Raw genomic sequence first — 22,595 nt, 5'->3', positions numbered from 1 at the left:
TCGATACATCATGCGTCTGCACCACTCGGACTCCACCACCATCCACCTCGCCTACTGCACCAACGTGCATCCGGCGGAGACCCTCGACGGGATCACGGCCCAGCTCGCCGACCACGCGGAACAGGTACGCCAGCACCTCGGCACCGACCTCGTCGGCCTCGGCCTCTGGCTCCCCGCCGAAGTGGCCCACCACCTCGCCGACCACCCGGCCGACACCGCCGAACTGCGCCGGGCCCTGACCGCCCGGGGCCTGGAGACCGTCACCCTCAACGGATTCCCCTACCGCGGCTTCCACACCCCCGTCGTCAAACGCGGCGTGTACTTCCCCGACTGGTCCGAGCCGTCCCGCCTGACCTACACCCTCAACCTCGCCAAGGTGCTCGCCGGACTGCTCCCCGAGGACGCCGCCCGCGGCTCCATATCCACCCTGCCACTGGCCTGGCGGACCCCCTGGACCGGCGTGCAGCGCTCCACCGCCGCCCGGCACCTCGACGACCTGGCCGCCGGACTCAAGCAGATCGAGGCCGAGACCGGCCGCACCATCCGCGTCGGCCTGGAACCCGAACCCGGCTGCGTCGCCGAGACCACCGCCCAGGCCGCCCGGGCCATCGCCGGCGCCGACCACGACTGGATCGGCCTGTGCCTGGACGCCTGCCACCTCGCCGTCCAGCACGAGGACCCGTCGAGCGCCGTCGCCGCCCTCGTCGCCGAAGGCGTGCCCATCGTCAAGCTCCAGGCGTCCTCCGCCCTCGTCGCCGACACCCCCGCCGACGCCGAGTCCCGCGAGGCGCTGCGCCCCTTCGCCGAACCCCGCTTCCTGCACCAGGTCCGCGAGCAGGGCCCCGACGGCACCCTGCACGGCTCCGACGACCTCGCCCCGGCCCTCGCGGGCGCCCTGCCCGGCGAAGCGCCCTGGCGCATCCACTACCACGTACCCCTGCACGACCAGCCCGAGCCGCCGCTGCGCAACACCAGCGACTCCCTCCAGGAGACCCTGCGGGCGACACTCGGCGGGGAGCGCGCCCTCACCGACCACGTCGAGGTCGAGACGTACACCTGGGACGTCCTGCCCACCGGGCTCCGGCCCACCGGGGCGGCCGGCATCGCCGCCGGGATCGCCACCGAACTGGAGTGGACGCACGGCGAGTTGATCCGTCTCGGCCTCACCGAGCAGGCCGGAGCGACACCATGACCGACCACCAGGTCGCGGTCCTGTGCACCGTCGGCCTCACCCCACGCCTGCTCGGCGAGATGCCGCACATCGCGGCCATCGGGCAGCAGGGCTTCACCGCCCGCCTCGACACCGTCTTCCCCGCCGTCACCGCCACCGTCCAGGCCACCCTCACCACCGGCCTGCTGCCTCGCGACCACGGGGCCGTCGCCAACGGCTGGTACCACCGCGACCACGGCGAGGTCATGATGTGGCGCCAGCACAACGCCCTCGTCCGGGGCGAGAAGGTGTGGCAGGCCGCCCGCGAACAGGACCCCGGCCACACCACCGCGTACCTGTGCTGGTGGTGGGCCATGGGCGCGGACGTCGACACCGTACTGACGCCGCGACCCGTCTACCACTACGACGGCCGCAAATCCCCCGACTGCTACACCAAGCCCGCCGGGCTGCGTGATGAACTCACCGCCCGCCAGGGCGAGTTCCCCCTCTTCAACTACTGGGGGCCGACCGCCTCCATCGCCTCCACCCGGTGGATCGCCGGCGCCGCCCGCCATGTCGTCGACACCCGCCGCCCCGACCTGTCGTTCATCTACGTGCCCCACCTCGACTACGACCTCCAGCGCTACGGACCCGACAGCCCCCAGGCGGTGCGCGCCGCCCGCGAGGCCGATGCCGCGCTCGCCCCGCTCCTCGACGACCTGCGCGACCGCGGCACCACCGTCGTCGCCCTCAGCGAGTACGGCATCAGCCCCGTCTCCCGGCCCGTCGACATCAACCGCGCACTGCGCCGCGAGGGACTCCTCTCGGTGTACAGCCAGCGCGGCATGGAGTACCTGGACCCCTGCACCTCCCGTGCGTTCGCCGTGGCCGACCACCAGGCCGCCCATGTGTACGTCGCCGACCCCGCCGACATCCCGCGCGTCCGCGACGTCCTGAAGCACACCGAGGGCGTCGACGAGATCTGGGACCGCACCGAACAGGCCACGTACGGCATCGACCACCCCAACGCGGGCGAGCTGGTCGCCGTCGCCGAACCGGACGCCTGGTTCACGTACTACTACTGGCTCGACGACACCCGCGCCCCCGACTTCGCGCGCGGCGTCGAGATCCACCGCAAACCGGGCTACGACCCGGCCGAACTCTTCTTCGACCCCGCCGACAAGGCGGTGAAGGCGAAGGCAGCACTCACCCTGTTGCGCAAGAAGGCCGGGATGCGCGCACCGCTCACCGTGGTGCCGCTCGACCCGGCCCACGTCAAGGGCAGCCACGGACGGCTGCCCCAGGACCACCGGGACGGGCCGCTGCTGCTGTGCTCCGACCCGGGGCAGGAACGGGACCGCTACCACGCCACCGAGGTGAAGGACCTGCTCCTCCGCCTCAACGGACTGGCCTGAGACCGGCCGTATCGAAAGGATCGAGAGGAGGCCAGATGACACCTCGGCGGAACACCGCGATCAGCGAGGTGCGCATACCCCGACCGGCGCTCGAAACGGTCGGCCGGATGCAGGAGTCGGGCGAGATCCACGTGTGGTGGTGGCCGCTCGGCGCACGGACCGACCCGGCGGACTACGCCGTTCTCGACGAGGTGGAGCGGGGCCGTGCCCAGCGCTTCCACGCCGAGGCGGACGCCGCCGCGTTCACCGCCACCAGGGCCGGTGCCCGGCGGGCCGTGGCCGGGCTGCTCGGCGTCGAACCCGGGGAGGTCGGCTTCGGCCGGCGGATCTGCCCCGGCTGCGGCGACCCGGAGCACGGTCCGCCGGCCGTCCTGGAACCGCCGGTCCCGCTCGCGGTCAGCCTGTCCCGCACGGCGGGGGCCGGAGCCCTCGCGGTACGGGCGGGCGACTGGGTGGGCGTCGACGTGGAGGCACTCAGACCGGTCGAACCGGCCGGCCTGGCCGAGGTGGTCCTCACCGCCTCGGAGGGCGCACACGTCCTCGGCCTGCCACCGGGCCCGGCCAGGGACGCCGCCTTCCACCGGGCCTGGACCCGCAAGGAGGCGGTGGTCAAGGCCGTCGGCCTCGGCCTGCTGGGCATGCCGCTCAACACACTGGACGTCAGTCCGGCGCAGGACGGGCCCGTGCGGGTGGTGCACCGCTACCGCGGTGAGGAATCGCGCTGGCAGGTGATGGACGTCGATATCGGCGACCGCTGGGCGGCCTCGCTGGCCCGCCCGGAGACCGGCCCATTGGGCCCGGTCCACACCCACGCCCCGGCGTGACAGCGAACTTCGCGCCGCAAGAAACCCCTTCTTGCGGCGCGAAGCCATGCCCGGACCCCGGACACACCCCACCCCTTGGAGCCCCGGTGCCCCCTGGAGCCCCGGTGGCCGTCACCGAACACAACACACTCACACCGACACCGCGGGCCACCGCGGCGGCACGACAGTGATTGCCTGGTCAACTGCACCGAAAAGACCCGAAGTAGATCGAATATAGAAGTACGGACCACGCTCGACCCGATGCCATATACGCTCGAAAATCATCCCCTTGAGACCCGGAACCGCACTATGGAGAGGACAGGTCGCAACATGGTGACCGAGACGAGCCGCCCTTCCCTCGACAACGGCTACAACACGGTCAACCGGGGGCACGCCCTTCGTCTGGCCGACGTGACCAAGGTGTACGGCAGGAACGGCCGCGGCGTGCGTGCCCTGGACGGGGTCTCCGTGGGGATCGAGCGCGGCTCCTTCACCGCGGTGATGGGTCCGTCGGGCTCCGGCAAGTCGACGTTCCTGCACTGCGCGGCCGGCCTCGACAAGCCGACCACCGGCCAGTCCTACATCGGGGACACCCAGCTCAACGACATGAACGAGACCCAGCTGACGAAGCTGCGCCGCCAGCGCATCGGCTTCGTCTTCCAGGCGTTCAACCTCATTCCGTCCCTGTCGGTGCGTCAGAACGTCGAGCTGCCCCTGCGACTCGCGGGCGAGAGCCTCGACAAGAACTGGCTCGAAGAGATCCTCGGCCGCGTCGGCCTCGGCGGCCGGGCCACCCACCGTCCCGCCGAGCTCTCCGGCGGCCAGCAGCAGCGCGTCGCTATCGCCCGCGCCCTCATCACCCGGCCCGACGTCATCTTCGGCGACGAGCCGACCGGCGCCCTCGACACCGTGACTGCCAAGGAGATCCTCTCCCTGCTGCGCTCCTGTGTGGACGAGACCGGCCAGACCGTCGTCATGGTCACCCACGACCCGGTGGCCGCCTCGTACGCCGACACCGTCCTCTTCCTGGCCGACGGCAAGATCGCCGGACAGATGGAATCCCCGACCGCCGACCTCGTCGCCGAGCGCATGACACACCTGGGAGCGTGGGCCTGATGCTGCGCTATGCACTGCAGACCCTCAAGGCCAGGAAGGGCGGATTCATCGGCGCCTTCCTCGCCCTGTTCTGCGCCGCCGCACTGGTCACCGCCTGCGGCATCCTCCTGGAGACCGGACTGCGCGGCACCATCGCCACCGAGCGCTACGCCGCCGCCCCGGTCATCGTCGGCGCCGACCAGAACGTCCACCAGACGACCATCAAGAAGAAGAAGGGCAAGGTCAAGGAGAAGCACAAGGCGAAGCCACTGGCCGAGCGGGTCTGGCTGCCCGAGGGCACCACCGCGAAACTCGCCGCCTTACCCGGGGTCCGCAAGGCGGTCCCGGAGACGAACTTCCCGGCGTACGCGGTCGGCCCCCAGGGCCGGATCGTGCCCGGCATCGACGGCAAGCCGTCCTACGGCCACGCCTGGTCCTCCGCCGCACTGACCCCGTTCGAACTGACCGACGGCAAGGCACCCACGGGCGCCACCGAGGTCGTCCTCGACCGGGAACTCGCGGACCGCACCGGCCTCAAGACCGGCAGCAGCCTCGTCGTCCAGTCGACCGGCGCCCCCACGACGTACAAGGTCAGCGGCATCGCCGCGGCGAAGGACGGCGACCTGCACCAGCAGACCTCGCTGTTCTTCTCCGACGAGACCGCCCGCAACCTCTCCGGCCGGCCCGGCCAGGTCACGACCGTCGGCCTGCTGCCCAAGGCCGGCGTCTCCGCGGACGAGCTCGCCGACCAGGCCGAGAAGGCCCTCGCCGGCGACGGCCGCAAGTACGCCGTCGCCACCGGCGGAGAGCGCGGACCCATCGAGTTCCTCGACGCCGGCAAGGCCCGGGTCAAGCTCGTCTCCATGGGCGGCGCGATGGGCGGTACGTCACTGCTCGTCGCGATCCTCGTCGTGGTCGGCACCTTCGCGCTCTCCATCCAGCAGCGCTACCGCGAGCTCGCGCTGCTGCGCGCCATCGCCGCGACCCCCAAGCAGGTCCGTCAGCTGATCGGCCGCGAGGCCCTGATCATCGGCGGCCTCGCGGGCGGCCTCGGCTCGGTCGCGGGCCTGCCCATCGCGTACTGGCTGCACAGCAAGTTCATCGACTTCAAGGCCATCCCCGACACCCTCGAACTCACCTTCAGCTTCGTGCCGTTCGCCGCGGCCGTCGGTGCCGCACTGCTCGGGGCATGGGTCGCGGCCCGCATCTCCGCCCGCCGCACCGCCCGCATCCGCCCGGCCGAGGCGCTGTCCGAGGCATCCATGGAACAGCGCCACTTCGCGTGGGGCCGGCTCGGCGTGGGGATGCTCGTCCTGGCCCTCGGCATCGGTGTGGTCGTCCTGCTGGGCTTCCTGCGCACCGAACCCGCCTCGCAGCCCGTCACGTTCCTGTCCGTCGTGGTCCTCGCCGTCGCGGTCTCGCTGCTCGGCCCGGTCATCGCCCGGATCGCCGTCGCGATCCTCGGGATCCCGCTGAAGTTCTCCCGTGTCGGCGGCCACCTCGCGACCGCCAACGCCCGCGCCAACGCCAAGCGGATGGCCGCGGCCGTCACCCCGCTGGTCCTGCTCATCGGCATGGCCTGCACCGTCCTGTTCGTGCAGACCACCATGGGCGACGCCGCCTCGGCCCAGGCCAAGGCGGGCAACAAGGCCGACTGGGTGGTCGCCTCGAACGGCCCCGGCGTCCCCGCCGAGGCGACGGAAGCGCTGCGCGCCGTACCGGGCGTCACCCAGGTCACCGAGATCGTCCGGACCCAGGTCCGCGTCGGCCTCGACAAGTACCCGGCACAGGGCATCTCCGCGCAGGGTCTCACCACCAACTGGGATCCGGACGTCTCCCGGGGCAGCCTCAAGGGCTTCGGGGACAAGAGCATCGCGATGAGCGACGTCTCCGCCGACCACCTCGGCAAGAAGCCCGGCGACACGCTCAAGGTGACGCTCGGCGACGCCACCGTGGTCCAGCTGAGGGTCGCCGCCGTCTATGAACGGGGCCTCGGCTTCGGTGACCTGACCATGTCGCACGACCTGGTCGCCCAGCACGTCGACAACCCGCTCGCCTCCTCCGTACTCGTCAAGACGGCCGGCGACGGCAAGGCGGGCCGGGAGCAGCTGACCGGCGCCCTCAAGCGCTTCCCGGGCATCGGCGTCCTCGACCGCACCCAGGTCGACGACGTCCAGGCCGACGTCCAGCAGTCCAATGCCGAGGTCAACTACCTCGCGATGGGCCTGATCATCGCGTTCACCGCGATCGCCGTGGTCAACACCCTGGCCATGTCGGTCTCGGACCGCACCCGGGAGTTCGCCCTGCTGCGGCTCGTCGGCACGACCCGCCGCCAGGTGATGTCGATGCTCAGGATCGAGTCCGCCCTGATCGTCCTGGTCGCCGCGGTGCTCGGCACGGCCATCTCGCTCGCGGTGCTGACCGCCTTTAGCGTCGGGATGACGGGCGCCGCCCAGCCGTCCGTCGACCTGCCGATGTTCCTCGGGGTACTCGGCTTCGCCGCGGTGCTCACCGCGGTGGCGACGCTGGTCCCCGGCCGCGTCGCACTCGGCGGCCGCCCGGCGGACGTCATCAGCGCCCGCCAGTAGGCACACGCACCACACCAACGCCCCAGGGGTGTACGGGAGTTCAGCTCCCGTACACCCCTGATCGCTGCCTGCACGCGGTGCCTGCGAACGGCCGAGGGGCCGGCCCCCGTGAGCGGGGGCCGGCCCCTCGGCCTGCCTGGCTGATACGGATGTCGCGTGCGTGGTCCCGCTCAGCCGAGGACCGCGCCGTCGCCCGCCCGGTCCACCCGGCTGCGCCGGTGGTCCAGGTGCGCGTACACCCGATGCAGCCAGCGGTCCGCACCGTCGTAGGACGGGGTGAACGACGTACGGCCGTGCACCGCGAGGCGGTTGTCGACCACGGCCAGGTCACCGACGCGCAGCGACAGCGCCGACATCGTCTCCATGAACGCGCTCCGCAGCTCCGCCATGGCCTGCCGGGCCTCGTCGTCCAGCGGATGCGTGGCGGAGAAGTCCACCAGCACATTGGGGTCCTCCGGATCGCCGTTCAGCACCGCGTGAGCGGGCGTCACGCTCTCCAGGGCACCGAAGGACGGCGGCGGCTCGGTCAGGAACCGCGGCTCGCAGAGCACCGTCCGCGCCTTCCCGGAGAGCAGCGGAAGCGCCCGGCGGATGGACGACGTGCACAGCTTCGCATCGCCCGTCGGGTCCTCCCGCACACACAGCAGACCCACGAAATCCGGGCGGTTGTCATGGAATGCGTTTTCGATGTGGAGTTCCAGAAGAACAGAACCCGCATTGCTCTGCGACGCCTCGCTCCCCGGGACCGGAACGACATTCTGAACCAGCGCACCAGCCTTTTCGTTACGGAATGCTATGACCTCCCCGAGATTCAGCATCGCGGTGGTGACGACCGAAGCGGCGACCGTGGGAACACGCTCCACCGACCCCTTCACGGCCGGCGTCGGAAGCAGCGGGTCGTCCGCCACCACCGGCAGGTTGCGCAGCAGCAGGACCCCGTCGGGGCCCGCGTCGTGACGGAACGCGCGCAGCGCCGAGAGCAGCCTGCGCGGAAGCTGTACGGAGGCGTCACGCGCGGCGTCCAGCCAGCGGAGATCATCGATCCTGCCGTCCGCGACCCCCTTCGGAGTCAGCTGCTCGGCCACCGCGACGAGCGCGTTCTGCTCGGCCTCGGTCAATTCCACGACAGTGCCGGCCGCTGCTGCCGAAAGCGGCAGCGAAAGCGTATGGGTCTTGGACATGTGAACATCCTCGGGTCGGTCGGAAATTACCGGCCAAGTCTCCGGGGAAGTGCTATCGCGACCCTACGGGGAATTCTCACCCAGGCGCATATAGACGGCCCGTAGCCGCCGGGCGGACGATCGCACCGTGGCATTTCTGTCCGCACGGCCGGCCGTGCGGAGGAAACGGAGGCCACGGGAAACCACGAGAGGTCGACAAGGACCGTCAAGGAACAAGGAATGGGGGCAGTCCATGGCGTTCGTACCCGGAACACCGAAGAGCACCGGGACACAGCAGCCTTCCCGGGCAGCGCCCGGGACACCGGATCTCGCTGGTGCGGCCCACGTCTGGTGGTGGCAGCCGCCGCAGCGGGTCGTCCCCGACGACCTCGCGCTGCTCGGCACCGACGAGTTCCACCGCGCGCTCACCCTGCTGGCCGAGCGGGACGTGGCCGCCTTCGTGCACACCAGGGCCGGGGCGCGCCGCGCCCTGTCCGAACTACTGCACGTGGCACCGCAGTCCATCGAGCTGGGGCGGCGGCAGTGCCCCGGCTGCGGGGACTTCGGCCACGGCCCGCCATTGATCGAGCACCCCGAGGTGCCGTGGGCGATCAGCCTCTCCCGCACCGCGGGCTGCGGGGTCTTCGCGCTCGGTGACGGACCCGCCATCGGGGTCGACGTCGAAGCCGTACGGCCCATGCGCCAGGCCTCGCTGTACGACTCGGTGCTGACCGACAACGAACGCACCCATCTGGTGTCGCTGCCGCCCGGACCGGTACGCGACGTGGGGTTCCACCGCATCTGGACGCGCAAGGAAGCCGTCGTGAAGGCGGCCGGGCTGGGACTGGTGGGCACCGCGCTGAACCGACTGGAGACCTGGCCGGCCCGGCGCGGACCGGTCCGCGTACTGCACACGCACTCCGGCCGCACCACCGTCTGGTCGGTCCAGGACCTGCGGCTCGACGACCGGGTGGCCGCCGCCATCGCCCGCCCGCCCGGCGGCGCCCCGCCCGGTCCTGTTCACGTCCACTCCGTACTCGGCCCGCCCGAGGACGCCGACGCACCCGACACCGAAGGAAGCCGACCGTCATGACGACGCAGCCCCTGGAGACCGCCCCGATGACCCCGGCCGTTCCGGCTCCCCGGACCGGCATCACCGGACAGCTCGACGACACCGCGCTGACCGGGTACTTCGCCGAGCTCGCCGCCGCCGTCGAGGAGGCGGACCCCGGGCCCGCCGCCCGCGGCGGCTGGGAGGAGCGCGAACGGGTCCGGGTCTCCGTCTGGGTCCGCACCGCCTACGAACACCCCCTGTCCGCCGCCGTGTTCGGTCGGCCGGCCGGCCCGGTCGCCCATGAGGTGCGGGCCGGCCAGGCCGCCGAGCTCGGCTTCCGGATCGACGTCGGCAGGGGTCGCGCCGTACCGGCCAAGCCCTCCGCCGAGGTGCGGGCCGTCGCCGCGGTCGCCGCGATGTGGGCGGTCACCGCGACCGCCTTCGGCCCCGCCGCCCGGCCGCCCCGCGAACGCGTCGTCGCCGACGCGTGGACCGTGGTCCGCGAGACCATCGCCCCCGCGCTCGTCCCCGAGATCCCCACGTACTCCTGGACCCGCGGAACGTGGTGACGGCACGGACGACGGCGACTCCCCGGCCACCGCGGTCACCCGACCGCGGTGGCGCTGTCGTGCGCGGCGGCCGGGTCCGCCGCGTCGAGCGAAGCCCCGTCGAGCGAAGCGCCGTCCAGCGACGCCGCGTACAGCAGGACCAGCTCATGGCACCGGTACAGCGGCAGCCCCTGCGGATCGAGGCCCGAGAGGTCGAGCAGCGCGGTGTCCACCAGCGACTCCAGCACCCGCTCGGCCTCGTCCTCCGACACCGCGAGACGCACCGAGGCGTCCCGGGCCGAGAACGGCTCCGTACCGGCACCGGACAGCGCCCTGAGCGCCAACGGGCCCCCGGCCGCCATGCGCCGCACCGACGGCAGCAGCGCCCCGCGCACATCCAGATCACCGAACGACAGCTCGGCGAGCCGCTCCGCCGGATCCGCGAGCCGGGCCGCGAACCGGCGGGCCGGCCACGACGGCCGCGCCGCGAGCCGGGCTCCCACCACGGCCAGTGCCAACGGCAGCCCCCCGCAGTACGCGACCAGGTCGTCGGCGGAATCCGGGTCGTCCCTCAGCCGTTCCGCACCGGCCGCCGCCGCCAGCACCGCCAGGGACTCGTCGTCGTCCAGCGGTGCGAGGGCCACGGTGTCCGCCCCGGTCACCCGGGCCAGCCGGGCCCGGCTGGTGATCAGCACGGCCGCCTGCGGGCTCGCGGGCAGCAGCGGCGCCACCTGGAGGTCGCCGACCGCGTCGTCGAGGACGACGAGGAGCCGCTTGCCGGAGGTCCGCGCACGGTAGAGCCGGACCAGCTCGTCGCGGTCGGCGGCGCGCGGGGAGCCGCCGTCGAGACCGGGCTCGCCCAGCGCCCGCAGCAACCGCACCAGCACCTCGCCGGCGTCCTTGGGCGTGCCGTCCTGATCGCACAGCTCGGCGAAGAGCTGACCGTCGGGGAAGTGGCCGGCGCTCTTCTCGGCGGCGCGCACGGCGAGCGCGGTCTTGCCCACCCCGGCCATCCCGGTCACCAGCAGCCGCCGGGGCCGGTTCGTCCCGGCCGCCAACCGCGCGGTCAGCAGGGACAGTTCCGCGGACCGGCCGACGAAGCCGTCCTCCGCCGCCGGGAGCATGGTGGGTACATCGGACCGCCCCCGCGCTGCCCCTGCACCTCGCAACCCCAACTCCCCGCCCAGCACGGCCTGGTACGTCGCCCCGAGCGCCTCGCCCGGGTCCACCCCCAGCTGATCGACGAGCACCTTGCGCCCCTCGTAGTACGTCTGAAGGGCATCGGCCTGTCGCCCGCACCGGTACAGCGCGGTCATCAGCTGGGCGCGCAGCCGCTCCCGCACCGGGTGCTCGGCGACCAGACCCGTCAGCTCGGCCGTCACCTGCTCGTGCATCCCCAGCGCGAGATCCGCCTCGATACGGTTCTCCAGCGCCAGCATCCGCGCCTCCTCCAGCTGCGGCAGCTCCGCCTCCAGAAGGAACTCGGTCACGTTCGACAGGGCCGGACCGCGCCACCACCCGAGCGCCTCGGTCAGCAGCGCCTGCGCGTCGGCGAAACGCCGCTCCCGCAGCGCCTCACGGCCGAGCCGGTCGAGCCGCTCGAACTCGACGACGTCGATCCGGGCCCCGGGCGCCCGCAGCACGTAACCGGGCTGCCGCCGCACGATCTCGACCTCCTCACCGAGCAGCTTGCGCAGCCGCGACATGTACGTATAGATCTGCGCGCTCGCTGTGACCGGCGGGTCCCACCCCCACAGCAGCGCGCCGAGTCTGGAGTCCGAGACGACCCGCCCGTGTGCGAGCAGCATCGCGGCAAGGACCGTATGCACCTTGGAACCGGACAACGCGATCCAGTCCCCGTCACGCCGGGCCTCCACCGGCCCGAGAATCCGGAAGTCCATGCGGCAAACCCCTTTCAGGTCTGAGCCTCCTGCATGAACTCCGAAGTTAGGCGGCACCCTTATCCATGGGTTATCGCCGACGGCCGGACGCCGATACCGCCCGCCGATACGGCCCGCCGGAGCCGGGTTTCATCGCGATGTCATCGACTGCTGCCACTGTCTTCGGTGACCCGGGCCGACCGCGTACCGCACCGGAATGCGGCCGCGTCGGCCAACCACATGGGGAGGACGGAATGCGAACAAGAAGGATCGCGGCCGCGGCAGCCGGTCTGCTGCTGACCACCGGGCTTTCGGTGGCACAGGGGACCGCGGCACAGGCGGCGGCGCCGTGCGAGGGCACCTACACGATCGTCGTCGGGGGCACGGGCAGCTCCTGGAACAACGACGGTTTCTACGGCAACATCCAGCAGCACGTCGGGTACCCCACCCAGATCCCCAACGGCGCGAGCGCCCGGGCGGGCGTCAATGAGCTGAACAGGCTGGTCCGCGACCAGCGGGCGGCCTGCCCCGGCCAGCACGTCAAGATGGCCGGATACTCCCTGGGCGCCGCGGTGGTGCACGTCTGGGTCACCGAGAACTGGCAGACGTTCGGCAACGTCAACGCCATCCTCATCGCGGACCCCAAGCGCCAGGGCAACCCCGGCGCCAACGGCGGATCCGTGCCGTTCGGCGGGATCGTCGGCGCACCGCTCGCCGGTGCCGACAAGTTCTTCGGCAACGTGCCGGTCAAGACCATCTGCCACTGGGACTACGTCTGCGACGAGTCCGCCGGCATCTGGACGTACCCGGCCAACCACGTCAACAACTACCCCGAAGACTTCAACATGGACCACCACGACGACGGCGCCAACGAGCAGTGGTACAACGGCGCCTGGTACCCCGCGTAACCACCGACGCGCTTCGCCGTCTGCCGGTGGCCAAGGGACGACCGGCCACCGGCAGACGGCGATCTCCCGCCAACTCCCCGGGACTTATCACGGCGTGATACCTCTGAGCCCGGCCTCGTCCCCGCACAGAATCATCCGGTACGTCAGCCGCAGCATCCGGCCGGGACGAACCCCCAGGTCGTCGGCCAGCCGGCGGCGGGCACGATCGAACACGGTCAGCGCGTCGGCCTGCCGGCCACCGCGGTAGAGCGCGCGCATCAGCATCACCGCCACCGATTCGTTCAAGGGATGCGCCGCGGAGAAGGCGGACAGCTCGGCGATCGCTTCGCAGTGCCGGCCCAGCCGCAACTGCCACTCCGACTTCCGCTGTACGACGGCGATCCTGCGCTCGGTGAGCCGCAGCCGCTCCAGCTCGGCGAACGGACCGGGCAGACCGGCCAGCAGCTCCCCGCGGAACAGCCCCAACGCCCGGGAGCACAGCCGGACCGCCTCCGCCGTCTCGCCCGCCCGATCGGCCGCCGAGGCATCGGTGACCAGCGCCTCCATCCGCGCCACGTCCACCTCGACCCCGCCGGCGGCCAGCCGGTAGCCGCACCGGTCGTGCTCGATCACCGGCTCCGGGCCGCCCCCGGGGCGCAGCCTCTTGCGCAACCGGTAGATGTACACCGGCACCACATTCGTGACCGGCGGCTCCGTCCCCCACACCCCGTCGAGCAGCTCCTGCTGACTGACCGTCCGCCCCGCGCACAGCGCAAGTGCCGCCAGCACGGCCTGCTGGCGCAGATGCCCCGGATCCAGGGCCCGCCCACCCAGCCGCACCTCCAGCGGCCCGAGCACGGAGATCTCCACCCTCGGCCCGCCCGCCGACCGCACCACCGGGCCCGCCGCCTGCGGACGGGGACCGCAACCGGGCACGACCAGGCCGCAGTCGAAGGCATGGACGACGGCGGCGGCCCGGTCGCGCAGCCCGAGCTTCACGAGGATCCGCGCCAGGTGCCCGGCCACGACGTCCTCGGAGACGGCGAGAGCGGCAGCGATCTCGTCGTCCCGCAGACCGCAGCCGACCGCGTGGAGCACTCTGCGCTCCTGCCGCCCCAGCGCTGCGGCGGTCGGCCGGCGGGTCGTGACGGTCGTCGGCATCGCTGCTCCCCGGGCTCCGGGCTGGTCGTTCTGGCGGGCGCCGTCGAAAAGGTAATGGCGGGAGCGCCGGACGAGGCATCCGGAACGATCCGGAGTGACACGCGCCGACGCGCCCACGGCCCTCGATGCCGACGACGGTCCCGAACGGATCGCGCAGCCCGGCGATCCGCCGCCCCGGCCCGATCCCGCCGAGGCGTGGCGCCGGGACCAGGGCGTCCACGGACACCGGGCCCGACGCCGTGGCCGGCGGTCAGCCCGCTGCCGGGCGGTCGGCGAGAACACGTAGCACGACGGGGCGGGACATCACTCCGCTGACCTGGCGGGCGAGCCGGTTGGCGCTGACCCCCGCGGCGTGCTCGGTGCGCAGCGCCTCGGCCAGCACCTCGCCGGCGGCGTCGGCCTTGCTCCGGGCCTGCCGGAGCCCTTCGGCCGCCTCCGCGACATCCACTGCACCGCCACCGGTCAGCATGTTGACCGGACCATCATGGTCAATGCTTTGACCAGTTGGCTCCGTGGCGGGCGAATGGGCCCGCGCGAACCGGATCAGGAAGTCGCGCATCCGGGCGCGCCCCTCGGGCGTGGCGGGGCTCTCCTCGCCCAGCATCAGCGCGGCCACCTGAGGAACGGCCAGCGGCCAGCCGGCGATGCCGCAGAGGGTGAACAGCAGCCGGGCGGCCTCCGCCCCCGGCGGGAGGCCGAGCGCCTCGGCGAAGGCTGCGACCCGCTGCCCGTAGTGCTCCCGGTGGCCGGCCTCGGGGGTGTGGCCGCCCAGCCCCTCCCACAGCAGCAGGCGCAGCTTCTCGGGGTGATCGCTGTAGTAGTCGTACAGGCGGGCCACGTAATCGCCGGGATCCCCGGTCTGTGCGGGTGGGCCCGCGACGGCGGCGAACTCCTGCAGCATCTGGGCCATCACCACGTCGAACAGGCCGTCCTTGCTGCCGAAGTGTCGGTAGAGGCGTTCCTTGTTGACCCCGGCCCGCTCGGCGACGCGGTCCACGCGTGCGCCGGCGAGGCCGTGCTCGGCGAACTCGGCGCGCGCGGCCTCCAGGATCGCCGTCCGGGTGGCGTTCGACTTCTTGCTCATGGCTCCACGATAACAAGAATTTGGCCCAACTAGTTGGTTTGCGATTTCGCGTCATCCGCCCTACGGTTCGACGACATGAGCACGCAACCCCCACGCACCGCACCAAAACCGACACCCCGGACCCTTGTCGCCCCGCACGACGGCCACGCCCACGCGCCCCTGATGCCCACCATGGTGGTCTTCGCCTTGACCGGCCTGCTGGTCTCCGGCCTGATGTACGCCGTCATTCCGCTGATGGGCGGCATGGCCTCCGACTGGGGTATCCCCAGGAACGCCGCAACCTGGACGACCACCGGCTTCGGCCTCGGCTATGCCGTCGGATTTGTCCTCTTCGGCCCGCTGGCTGACCGTTTCGGACCCCGCAAGGTCGCTGTGATCGGCCTGCTGGCCGGCGTCCTGACCTCTCTCGCGATGACGGTGGTGCCGAGCCTGCCGGCAGCTCTCGCGGTCCGAGGCCTGGAGGGGCTCACCATGGCCGCCTTCCCGCCGTGCGCCTTCGCCTACATCACCCACCACGGAGCCCCGCGTCACCGCTCCCTGATGACGTCCTGCCTGACCACCTCCTTCCTGGCCGCCGCAGTGGTGGGCCAGATCGTCGCCCAGTTCATCGGCGACGCCTTCGGGTGGCGGACGGTATTCCTGGTCTGGGCCGTCGCCATCCTCGTCATGGCCGTCGCCCTGCACCGCGTGATGCTCCCCGACAACCACACCGCCGAACAGTCGCTCCGCAGTTCCTACGCGCAGATCCCGTCCCTGCTGCGCGCGCCGCGGCTCCGCCTGCTGTACGCCGCCACCCCCGTCGTCTACGGCGCCTTCGTCGCCGTCTACACCGGCATCCAGCTGGCCGGCACCATCGGCAGCGCCTCCGGCCTGCTGGCCCTGCGCGCCGGCGCACTCCCGGTCATGGTGCTGATCCCGTTCCTGACACCCTGGCTGCGCCGGGTCCCCGCCCTCGTCCGCCTTGTCGCCGCCCTGCTGCTCGCCGCCGCGGCCATCGCCTTGATCGGCGCACTCACCCCTGGAGCCGTGGGGCTGGCCGCCCTGCTCATGGTGTTCGTCCTCGGCATCGGCTCCTCGTCCCCCGCCATGATCGAAGCCGTCGGTGCGCGCGCCGGAGAGGCTCACCCCACTGCCGTGTCCCTGGCGATGTTCTGGTTCTTCGTCGGTGCGAGCCTCGGCCCGGTTGTCGCCGGAGCAGTGATCGGCAGCGGCCTGGGGACGCTGTCGTACGTGTTCGCCGCTGTCCTGACCGCCGGTGCCCTGGTCGTCCACACCGCATGGCTCCGCGAGCGGAAGTACGGGTGAGGCCCCGCAGCCGCCGCTCGCCCGCCAGGGCGACCGAGTCGGATCCCGTGCTCATCCCGTGACCCGTGACCCGATGCCTGACACCCGGCACCCACGGCCCGGCACCCCGCTTCCGGCACCGTTCGAGCCGGAGCTGCCGAGCGCAGACATCCGCATCGGCTGTGCGCTGTGCCCAGTACGCCTACCGGCTGTGTCCGAGTACGCCTACCGGCCCGGCGGACGGTGGGGTGTGGTGGTGCCGTCGAGTTTGGTGACGACTGTCTCGTCCGGTGTGAGAGGCCGGCCGTCGTGCGCGCGGACCTCCAGCGGGAGCAGGGGGAGGCCCTGGCGGCGATCGGTCAGTTCCGAATGGGGCTCGCCGGGTTCGAAGAACCGCGCCTCGCCCCACTGACGCAGCGCGACGATGACGGGGAAGAGCTCCCGGCCCTTGTCCGTCAGCTCGTACTCGTTGTGTGCGCCGCCGTCGTGCGCCGGTACCGACTCCAGGATCCCGCCCGCGACGAGGGTGCGCAGCCGGGCGCTCAGGATGTTTTTCGCCACCCCGAGACTGCGCTGGAACTCGCCGAAGCGCCGGCTGCCGTCGAAGGCGTCGCGCACGATCAGCAGCGACCACCAGTCGCCGATCGCGTCGACCGATCGCGCGACCGGGCAGTCGCTGTCGTCGAACCTGGTCCGTTTCACCACGACGCTCTCCTCTGTGGCCGATCGCCCGCCCCATGTCGGTTGCAACATGCTACCAGCCACCTCTAGGCTCACTGGTGGCAACATGCAACCGAACTGCTGAAGGGTCCACCATGCACCAGGCGACACCCGCCGCCGTACTGCCCCGCGGTGCCACCGCACTGTTCGCGGTCGCCTGCGGAATCGCGGTCGCCAACGTCTACTTCGCCCAGCCGCTCCTGGTGGCCCTCGGCGACGAGTTCGCGATCGCCCCGGCGGCGCTCGGGGCGATCGTCACCCTCACGCAGGTCGGGTACGGCCTCGGCCTCTTCCTCATCGTTCCGCTCGGCGACCGGCTCGACCCCCGGCGCCTGATCACGGCACAACTGGTCCTGCTGGCCGCCGCGCTCCTCTTCGTCGCGACCGCGACCACCGGCGCGGCACTCCTCGCCGGGATGGCCTCCGTGGGGCTGCTCGCGGTCGTGACGCAGTCCCTCGTCGCCTGCGCCGCCTCCTTCGCCGAGCCCGCCCGGCGCGGCCGCGTCGTCGGGATCGTCACCAGCGGCGTCGTCACCGGAATCCTGCTCGCCCGCACCGTCTCCGGGCTGCTCGGCGACCTCGCGGGCTGGCGCTCGGTCTACCTCACCTCGGCGGTACTGACCTGCGCGGTGGCGCTCGCTCTGCACCGCGTCATACCCCGGCGCGACACACCGGCGCCCGCGCCGGGATACGGGCGCCTGCTCGCCTCCACCGTCCGCCTGTTCACGCGTGAACGCCTGCCACGACTGCGCGCGCTGTTCGCGCTCCTCGTCTTCGCCGCGTTCAGCACCCTGTGGAGCAGCGTCACCCTGGTCCTCAGCGATCCCCCGATGTCCCTGCCGTCCACCGCGATCGGCGCGTTCGGACTGCTCGGCGCCGCCGGAGCGCTCGCCGCGAACGTCGCGGGCCGGCTCAACGACCGCGGCCACGCGAACCGGACCACCGGCTTCGGTCTGGCCCTGCTGACCCTCTCGTGGCTGCCCCTCGCTCTCACCCGGCACTCGCTGTGGGCCCTCGCGGCCGGAGTGGTCCTCCTCGACCTCGCCGTACAGGCCGTGCACGTCACCAACCAGAGCCTGATCCACGCGCTGCACCCCGAGGCGGGCAGCCGGCTCATCGGCGGCTACATGGTCTTCTACTCGATCGGAAGCGCCGTCGGGGCCCTTGCCTCGACAACCCTGTACGCCACGGCGGGCTGGAGCGCGGTGTGTGTGCTGGGCGCCGGATTCAGCGGCCTCGCGCTCGTCATCTGGGCACTCGCCGAGAACGGCGCCACCCGCCCGGCCCGACCTGCCCTACCTGTTTGATCTGCCCGACCTGACTGATCTGTGCGACCCGGCCGGCCTGTCCGACCGGCCAAGAGGCAGGACCGAAGCGCCTGTTGAGGGGCGGACGCCTCGGCCATATCGCCCGTTCGGATGAACACTCCGGGCCTCGGTGCCACGATCGAGGACCGCAGCAGTCCGGACCGGGTGCTCGCGGCCACCGGCGGCCCTGCCGGGAAGATGAGTACGACGACTCACGCCCCGGCCGGCGCCCGCCCCCGACGATGAGGACCAACATCGTCGAGACCGGGAGACCGTTCATGCTCAGCCGCATCGCCGACGTCCTGATACCCGCTGTCGGCCGTCTGACGGTGACCACCGACCCCGGCGCCGAACTCGCGCCCGGCAGCATCGTCGCCGCGAACCACACGTCCTTGGCCGATCCCGCGATCGTGACCGCAGCCCTGCACCGGCTCGGCGCCGAGCCGGTCATCATGGCGGCCGCGGGGCTCTGGCGCGTCCCGGTGCTCGGCCGTGCGCTCGCCCGCGAAGGACACATACCCGTCATCCGCGGAGACCGGCGCGCCGCGGCCGCGCTGGACGCTGCGGCGGAGGCCCTGGAACAGGGGCGGCTGGTCCTGATCTACGCCGAAGGGGGCCTGCCCCGCCGCAGGGACGCCGCGGAAGCGGTACCCGGTACCTTCCGCAGCGGCCTGGCCCGGCTCGTCGAACGCACCGGCGCCCCCGTCGTACCCGTGGGCCAGGCCGGAGCCCGCCGGATCACCTCGGGCAGCACCGCCAAGCAACTCGCCGGCCTGGTCACGGCCCCGCTGCGCCGACCGGACCTACACGTACACGTGGGCGCGCCACTGGAGTTGACCGGCGACCGCGCCATCCGGACGGCACGGGCCCGGACCGCGGTGACCACCGCGTGGCGTACGGCCGCCGCCCACCTGCGCGAGCCCGCCGCACTCGTCGCGTAGCTCCTGGGGGCGGCGGCCCGCCCGGCCCTCGCACTCGAAGGATCTCCGCCCGCCACCGGCCGGTCGGTCGGCCGCTCAGTTCGCGGACACGTGCGCGAGCAGGCGGTCCAACGGCCTTGGTACCTGGGTGAGTTCCAGGGCATCGATGAGTGACCGCGCGTACTGGCTCTTCCGGCCGCTGATGGTTCCCATGAAGCGCCGCAGCTGGTGCTCGACCATCCGCTCCCGCTGGGCGGGCTGCTTCTGGAAGATGTGGAACGCCCGCAGGTCGCCCTGGGCGTCGATGACCTGTTGCACGGAGGTGGTGCCCAGAGAGCGGATCAGCTCCTCCTCCAGGTCGGCGACGCACACATAGAAACCGAGCGGCTCCATGTCGGCGCGAGAGAGGCCGCCCCCGAGACCTGCCCGCTCCAGCGCGCGTGAGAAGTGGCTCTCCTCTCCGGCGTCGCACAGGCCCGCCAGCCCGATGCCGAGCCCCTGAGGACCCAGCAGATCCAGGAACCTGCCGATGCTGGTCGCACCTCCGAGCGGGACGACCGCGATGCCCTCCGCACCGAGGTCCCGCCCGTGGCGGGCAGCCAGCGCTTCGAGCGCGACCCGGTCGCTGACCCCTTCCACGAGCACCGCCGTACGCAACGCGGAACCGGCCGCCAGTTCGCGTGCGACCTCGGCGGCCGCCGGAGCCCCGCTACCGCCGGCCGCCCATTCCACAACTGCCGTACAGAACCGCTCTGTCGCATCCATGGACCCAGTCTCTCAGCCCTGCCCGGGAAGGCCGGTCCGCCCGGGAAGGCCGGTCCGCCCGGGAAGGCGGGTCCGCGCGGAACTCGGGGTGCCCGTTCCCGCGCGGGTGCGGACAGCGGAGGGCAGCGGTCCGGGACGCTGCCGGGCCGCTGCCTCATGGATCGTTCCGTGTTGTCGGCCGACGCCGACCGGGTCCGGTCGGCGTTCGTCCTGTCCGTCCTGTCGGGTCTACTCGGCGACGTAGGTGCAGCCGCTCCAGGCGAACACCTGGAGCTCTCGGTTGCCTTCGACGACGGTCTCGTCGGTCGGCTCGAAGTGCTCGTGCCGGTTGCCCGAAAGTACCTTCACCTTGGAGTTCGTGTTCGCGATGTAGCGCACGCGGTCCTCCTCATGGATGAGGAACGTAGGACCACCAGTGAGAATGACGTTGGGATTCTCCATGACTGCCGTCTCCTTCGGCGCAGGTGCGGATTGTTCGGAAGTCCTCATTGCTTCGGCTTGGCAGTAGGGGTGCTTCGCTGCGCGCAGGATCGGCGGTTGCTCTAAAGCTCGTCTAAAGCGTTTTCCCGTCCGCCGGCCCCGTCGTGGCGCCGACGGCCCGACCGGTCTGGGGGCCGGCCCCGGCCGGAGGAACGACAGGGGGTGCGGCCGGGGCGGCGGCCGGGGCGGTGCCCGGTGTGCGGGACTTGGTGTGGTTGCGGATCAGGAGGCAGGCGAGCAGGCCGACCATCAGGACCGAGATGGGCAGGGCCACAGTGCTGTGCAGAGTGGAGAGGAACGCGGCCGAGTAGGTCTGGCCGGCCGAGATCCCGGCGGAGAGCTGTCCCTGTACGAGGGCGCCGACAGCGGCTGCACCGATGACCGAACCGATCTGGCGGACGGTGTTGTTGACACCGGAGGCGGCTCCGGCGAGCTGCGGCGGGATATTGCGCATGGCCTCGGTGGACATCGGGGCGACGATGCATCCGACGCCGAGCCCGGTGAGCAGGGTGGCGGGGACGAAGGCGTACCAGGAGGTGGCGGGGCCCGCGATCAGGGCGATGGCGAGGATGCCGGACGCGTACAGGGCCAGTCCGGTGACCATCAGGTACTTGCCGCCGATCCGGTCGGACATGCGCCCGGCGAACGGGCCGAGTGCCATCGATACCAGGGAGGACGGGGCCAGCACCAGACCCGCCTTCATCGCGCTCATGTGCAGGACGGACTGGAGGTAGAGGTTGAAGGGCAGCACCAGCCCCAGCATGGCGATCGAGACGAGTCCGACCAGCACGGTCATCACGGTGAAGTTGCGGTCCTTGAAGAGCGCGAAGGGGACGAGCGGCTCACGGTCCTGCCGGCCGCGCTGGTGCAGCAGGAACCCGACAGCCAGGGCCGCGCCGGCGGCGAGCAGCGTCCAGATGCCCGGACCCCACTGGTAGCGCTCGCCCTCCTGGAGACCGAACGCCAGGCAGAACAGGGTGGCGGTGGCGAGAAGAACGCCCATCAGGTCGAAGCGGTGGGCGCGGGCGGGGCGGATGTCGGGGACGAGCAGGAACGTGAGGGCGAGCGCGGCGATCCCGATCGGTACGTTTACCAGGAAGATCCAGCGCCAGCCCACGGCCGAGACCAGGATGCCCCCGAGGGTCGGCCCGGACAGGGTGGCCAGGCCCGCGACCGTGCCCCAGATGCCCAGTGCGGAGCCGCGCCGGGAGGCCGGGAAGACGGACACGATCAGGGTCATCGTCTGCGGCACGAGGAGGGCGGCGCCCAGCCCCTGTACTCCGCGGGCGGCGATCAGGGCCGCTGCGTTCGGGGCGAATCCGCAGGCGACGCTTGCCAGGGTGAAGACGACCAGGCCCGCGGCGAACAGGTTGCGCGGGCCGCGCATGTCGCCGAGCCGGCTCGCGGTGATCAGCAGCACGGAGAGCGTCAGCGCGTAGGCGCTGACCACCCACAGGGTCTGGTCGAGCGAGGCTCCCAGGCCGTTGATCATGTCGGGGATCGCGATGTTCACGATCGTCAGGTCCAGCAGGGTCATGAAGAACCCGAGCGAGAGCGTCACCAGGACTGCCCAGGGGTTCCCGCGCCACTTGAGCACGACCGTCTCCTTCGTCCGTCGATGGCCGGTGTCCCGGCGTCTGCTTCGAAGCTAACTCATCTTCTTAGATGTATCAAGATAGATGTATCAAAGTAGTTGCATCTCCGAGAGATACATCTTCAGAAGATGCATCTCTGGAAGATGCATCTCTGGAAGATGCATCGAAAGCGATGTAACCTGGTGGCATGGATGGAGTCGAGCTTTTCCTGCTGGGGCGAACCTTGATGAAGATCGGGGAGGGCGCGATGCCCGAGCCGGAGGGCGGCGCGGCCCGCTACGGCGGCGGTGTGCGTTCGGTCCTCATCGTGGTGAGCGACCTGGCCACCCACCCCGACAGCGCGGTCGGTGAGATCGCGGCCCGTACCGGCCTTCCGCAGAGCCAGGTTTCCACCGCGGTGGCCCGGCTGAAGGAAGCCGGCGTCGTGGTCACCAACCCCGACCCCGCAGACCGCCGCCGCCTACTGGTCCGGCAGTCCGCCCGCCCCTCCGACCGGATGGCCCAGGTCAGAGCGACATCCATCGAGGGCGCACTGGCCCACGCGCTCGGCGACGATCCCGAGCGGCTCAAGGAAGTCACCGAGGCCCTGGACGTGCTCGCCCGCCACCTGTCCCCGCAGGCCAGATCCCGCAAACAGTCCTGACGAACACGCACCTGGGGCGGACGCAACCGCACCCGGGGCGGACGCAACCGCCGCTT

General features: G+C 71.6%; 20 protein-coding genes. 12 read left to right on the top strand and 8 right to left on the bottom strand.

Translation table 11 applies throughout. The features are described from left to right. Positions 1 to 10 precede the first annotated feature (10 nt). From eboE to ABZ622_RS30425, 5 genes are all read left to right on the top strand, one after another. Positions 11 to 1,192: a metabolite traffic protein EboE gene (eboE, locus tag ABZ622_RS30445; RefSeq protein WP_360548614.1), complete on the top strand. Its 1,182-nt coding sequence runs from the start codon at positions 11 to 13 to the stop codon at positions 1,190 to 1,192. Beyond that, positions 1,189 to 2,565, top strand: a complete 1,377-nt coding sequence (locus ABZ622_RS30440) for a nucleotide pyrophosphatase/phosphodiesterase family protein (protein WP_360548612.1) — start codon at positions 1,189 to 1,191, stop codon at positions 2,563 to 2,565. Before eboE ends, ABZ622_RS30440 begins: the two co-directional genes overlap by 4 nt. Positions 2,566 to 2,600: 35 nt before the next feature. Continuing rightward, the gene (locus ABZ622_RS30435; RefSeq protein WP_360548610.1) at positions 2,601 to 3,389 is read left to right on the top strand and encodes a 4'-phosphopantetheinyl transferase superfamily protein; all 789 of its coding nucleotides are present in this window, start codon (positions 2,601 to 2,603) and stop codon (positions 3,387 to 3,389) included. Positions 3,390 to 3,698: 309 nt separating this feature from the next. Beyond that, entirely contained in the window at positions 3,699 to 4,484 is a 786-nt protein-coding gene (locus ABZ622_RS30430) for an ABC transporter ATP-binding protein (RefSeq protein WP_360548608.1), read from the top strand. Continuing rightward, positions 4,484 to 7,051, top strand: a complete 2,568-nt coding sequence (locus ABZ622_RS30425) for an FtsX-like permease family protein (protein WP_360548606.1) — start codon at positions 4,484 to 4,486, stop codon at positions 7,049 to 7,051. The genes ABZ622_RS30430 and ABZ622_RS30425 overlap by 1 nt, the downstream gene beginning before the upstream one ends. Before the next feature lie 170 nt (positions 7,052 to 7,221). On the opposite strand, the gene ABZ622_RS30420 is transcribed toward ABZ622_RS30425, so the two are convergent. Continuing rightward, positions 7,222 to 8,232 (bottom strand): TauD/TfdA family dioxygenase, encoded by a 1,011-nt coding sequence (locus ABZ622_RS30420; RefSeq protein WP_360548604.1) that lies wholly within the window; start codon positions 8,230 to 8,232, stop codon positions 7,222 to 7,224. Positions 8,233 to 8,464: 232 nt separating this feature from the next. Here ABZ622_RS30420 and ABZ622_RS30415 point away from each other — a divergent pair, with 232 nt between their 5' ends. Both ABZ622_RS30415 and ABZ622_RS30410 read left to right on the top strand, forming a co-directional pair. Further along, positions 8,465 to 9,304, top strand: coding sequence for a 4'-phosphopantetheinyl transferase superfamily protein (locus ABZ622_RS30415; protein WP_360548602.1), 840 nt, complete (start codon positions 8,465 to 8,467; stop codon positions 9,302 to 9,304). Next, positions 9,301 to 9,834: a hypothetical protein gene (locus tag ABZ622_RS30410; RefSeq protein WP_360548600.1), complete on the top strand. Its 534-nt coding sequence runs from the start codon at positions 9,301 to 9,303 to the stop codon at positions 9,832 to 9,834. Before ABZ622_RS30415 ends, ABZ622_RS30410 begins: the two co-directional genes overlap by 4 nt. Before the next feature lie 35 nt (positions 9,835 to 9,869). Here the strand turns inward: ABZ622_RS30410 and ABZ622_RS30405 are convergent, their stop codons facing one another. Continuing rightward, the gene (locus ABZ622_RS30405; RefSeq protein ID WP_360548598.1) at positions 9,870 to 11,714 is read right to left on the bottom strand and encodes a BTAD domain-containing putative transcriptional regulator; all 1,845 of its coding nucleotides are present in this window, start codon (positions 11,712 to 11,714) and stop codon (positions 9,870 to 9,872) included. Between the two features lie 233 nt (positions 11,715 to 11,947). Here ABZ622_RS30405 and ABZ622_RS30400 point away from each other — a divergent pair, with 233 nt between their 5' ends. Further along, positions 11,948 to 12,601 (top strand): cutinase family protein, encoded by a 654-nt coding sequence (locus ABZ622_RS30400; protein ID WP_360548596.1) that lies wholly within the window; start codon positions 11,948 to 11,950, stop codon positions 12,599 to 12,601. Positions 12,602 to 12,688: 87 nt separating this feature from the next. Here ABZ622_RS30400 and ABZ622_RS30395 read toward each other — a convergent pair whose 3' ends face one another. Together ABZ622_RS30395 and ABZ622_RS30390 are read right to left on the bottom strand one after the other, a co-directional pair. Further along, the gene (locus tag ABZ622_RS30395) at positions 12,689 to 13,741 is read right to left on the bottom strand and encodes a BTAD domain-containing putative transcriptional regulator (protein WP_360548594.1); all 1,053 of its coding nucleotides are present in this window, start codon (positions 13,739 to 13,741) and stop codon (positions 12,689 to 12,691) included. Between the two features lie 250 nt (positions 13,742 to 13,991). Beyond that, the gene (locus ABZ622_RS30390; protein ID WP_360548592.1) at positions 13,992 to 14,825 is read right to left on the bottom strand and encodes a TetR family transcriptional regulator; all 834 of its coding nucleotides are present in this window, start codon (positions 14,823 to 14,825) and stop codon (positions 13,992 to 13,994) included. Positions 14,826 to 14,900: 75 nt separating this feature from the next. Between ABZ622_RS30390 and ABZ622_RS30385 the strand changes: the two genes are divergently transcribed. Then, positions 14,901 to 16,130, top strand: a complete 1,230-nt coding sequence (locus ABZ622_RS30385; protein WP_360548590.1) for an MFS transporter — start codon at positions 14,901 to 14,903, stop codon at positions 16,128 to 16,130. Between the two features lie 204 nt (positions 16,131 to 16,334). Here ABZ622_RS30385 and ABZ622_RS30380 read toward each other — a convergent pair whose 3' ends face one another. Next, a complete protein-coding gene (locus ABZ622_RS30380; RefSeq protein WP_266920872.1) occupies positions 16,335 to 16,814 on the bottom strand; it encodes a helix-turn-helix domain-containing protein in 480 nt (159 codons plus the stop codon). Between the two features lie 110 nt (positions 16,815 to 16,924). On the opposite strand from ABZ622_RS30380, the gene ABZ622_RS30375 reads away from it, so the two are divergent. Then, positions 16,925 to 18,136 carry an MFS transporter gene (locus ABZ622_RS30375; RefSeq protein WP_360548587.1) on the top strand — a complete coding sequence of 404 codons (1,212 nt, stop codon included), beginning with the start codon at positions 16,925 to 16,927 and terminating at the stop codon, positions 18,134 to 18,136. A 278-nt stretch (positions 18,137 to 18,414) separates the two neighbouring features. Further along, positions 18,415 to 19,077: a lysophospholipid acyltransferase family protein gene (locus ABZ622_RS30370; protein WP_360548585.1), complete on the top strand. Its 663-nt coding sequence runs from the start codon at positions 18,415 to 18,417 to the stop codon at positions 19,075 to 19,077. Positions 19,078 to 19,152: 75 nt separating this feature from the next. On the opposite strand, the gene ABZ622_RS30365 is transcribed toward ABZ622_RS30370, so the two are convergent. From ABZ622_RS30365 to ABZ622_RS30355, 3 genes are all read right to left on the bottom strand, one after another. After that, complete coding sequence (locus tag ABZ622_RS30365; protein ID WP_360548583.1) at positions 19,153 to 19,821, bottom strand: ATP-dependent endonuclease; 669 nt, start codon at positions 19,819 to 19,821, stop codon at positions 19,153 to 19,155. A 228-nt stretch (positions 19,822 to 20,049) separates the two neighbouring features. Further along, the gene (locus ABZ622_RS30360) at positions 20,050 to 20,262 is read right to left on the bottom strand and encodes a DUF5988 family protein (RefSeq protein WP_360548581.1); all 213 of its coding nucleotides are present in this window, start codon (positions 20,260 to 20,262) and stop codon (positions 20,050 to 20,052) included. Positions 20,263 to 20,374: 112 nt separating this feature from the next. Further along, a complete protein-coding gene (locus ABZ622_RS30355; RefSeq protein WP_360548579.1) occupies positions 20,375 to 21,898 on the bottom strand; it encodes a DHA2 family efflux MFS transporter permease subunit in 1,524 nt (507 codons plus the stop codon). A 185-nt stretch (positions 21,899 to 22,083) separates the two neighbouring features. Between ABZ622_RS30355 and ABZ622_RS30350 the strand changes: the two genes are divergently transcribed. Further along, positions 22,084 to 22,539, top strand: a complete 456-nt coding sequence (locus ABZ622_RS30350; RefSeq protein ID WP_360548577.1) for a MarR family transcriptional regulator — start codon at positions 22,084 to 22,086, stop codon at positions 22,537 to 22,539. Positions 22,540 to 22,595: the final 56 nt, after the last annotated feature.

The organism is Streptomyces sp. NPDC007164 (assembly GCF_040634135.1).
GTDB classification, from domain to species: domain Bacteria; phylum Actinomycetota; class Actinomycetes; order Streptomycetales; family Streptomycetaceae; genus Streptomyces; species Streptomyces sanglieri.
Note: the sequence above shows the minus strand (reverse complement) of the source record. Positions and strands in the feature narration are given on the sequence as shown.

What these genes read in the sequence shown, in the direction of transcription:
- eboE (WP_360548614.1), top strand. Translation starts at nt 11, where the DNA reads ATGCGTCTGCACCACTCGGACTCCACCACCATCCACCTCGCCTACTGC.
- ABZ622_RS30440 (WP_360548612.1), top strand. Translation starts at nt 1,189, where the DNA reads ATGACCGACCACCAGGTCGCGGTCCTGTGCACCGTCGGCCTCACCCCA.
- ABZ622_RS30435 (WP_360548610.1), top strand. Translation starts at nt 2,601, where the DNA reads ATGACACCTCGGCGGAACACCGCGATCAGCGAGGTGCGCATACCCCGA.
- ABZ622_RS30430 (WP_360548608.1), top strand. Translation starts at nt 3,699, where the DNA reads ATGGTGACCGAGACGAGCCGCCCTTCCCTCGACAACGGCTACAACACG.
- ABZ622_RS30425 (WP_360548606.1), top strand. Translation starts at nt 4,484, where the DNA reads ATGCTGCGCTATGCACTGCAGACCCTCAAGGCCAGGAAGGGCGGATTC.
- ABZ622_RS30420 (WP_360548604.1), bottom strand. Translation starts at nt 8,232, where the DNA reads ATGTCCAAGACCCATACGCTTTCGCTGCCGCTTTCGGCAGCAGCGGCC.
- ABZ622_RS30415 (WP_360548602.1), top strand. Translation starts at nt 8,465, where the DNA reads ATGGCGTTCGTACCCGGAACACCGAAGAGCACCGGGACACAGCAGCCT.
- ABZ622_RS30410 (WP_360548600.1), top strand. Translation starts at nt 9,301, where the DNA reads ATGACGACGCAGCCCCTGGAGACCGCCCCGATGACCCCGGCCGTTCCG.
- ABZ622_RS30405 (WP_360548598.1), bottom strand. Translation starts at nt 11,714, where the DNA reads ATGGACTTCCGGATTCTCGGGCCGGTGGAGGCCCGGCGTGACGGGGAC.
- ABZ622_RS30400 (WP_360548596.1), top strand. Translation starts at nt 11,948, where the DNA reads ATGCGAACAAGAAGGATCGCGGCCGCGGCAGCCGGTCTGCTGCTGACC.
- ABZ622_RS30395 (WP_360548594.1), bottom strand. Translation starts at nt 13,741, where the DNA reads ATGCCGACGACCGTCACGACCCGCCGGCCGACCGCCGCAGCGCTGGGG.
- ABZ622_RS30390 (WP_360548592.1), bottom strand. Translation starts at nt 14,825, where the DNA reads ATGAGCAAGAAGTCGAACGCCACCCGGACGGCGATCCTGGAGGCCGCG.
- ABZ622_RS30385 (WP_360548590.1), top strand. Translation starts at nt 14,901, where the DNA reads ATGAGCACGCAACCCCCACGCACCGCACCAAAACCGACACCCCGGACC.
- ABZ622_RS30375 (WP_360548587.1), top strand. Translation starts at nt 16,925, where the DNA reads ATGCACCAGGCGACACCCGCCGCCGTACTGCCCCGCGGTGCCACCGCA.
- ABZ622_RS30370 (WP_360548585.1), top strand. Translation starts at nt 18,415, where the DNA reads ATGCTCAGCCGCATCGCCGACGTCCTGATACCCGCTGTCGGCCGTCTG.
- ABZ622_RS30365 (WP_360548583.1), bottom strand. Translation starts at nt 19,821, where the DNA reads ATGGATGCGACAGAGCGGTTCTGTACGGCAGTTGTGGAATGGGCGGCC.
- ABZ622_RS30360 (WP_360548581.1), bottom strand. Translation starts at nt 20,262, where the DNA reads ATGGAGAATCCCAACGTCATTCTCACTGGTGGTCCTACGTTCCTCATC.
- ABZ622_RS30350 (WP_360548577.1), top strand. Translation starts at nt 22,084, where the DNA reads ATGGATGGAGTCGAGCTTTTCCTGCTGGGGCGAACCTTGATGAAGATC.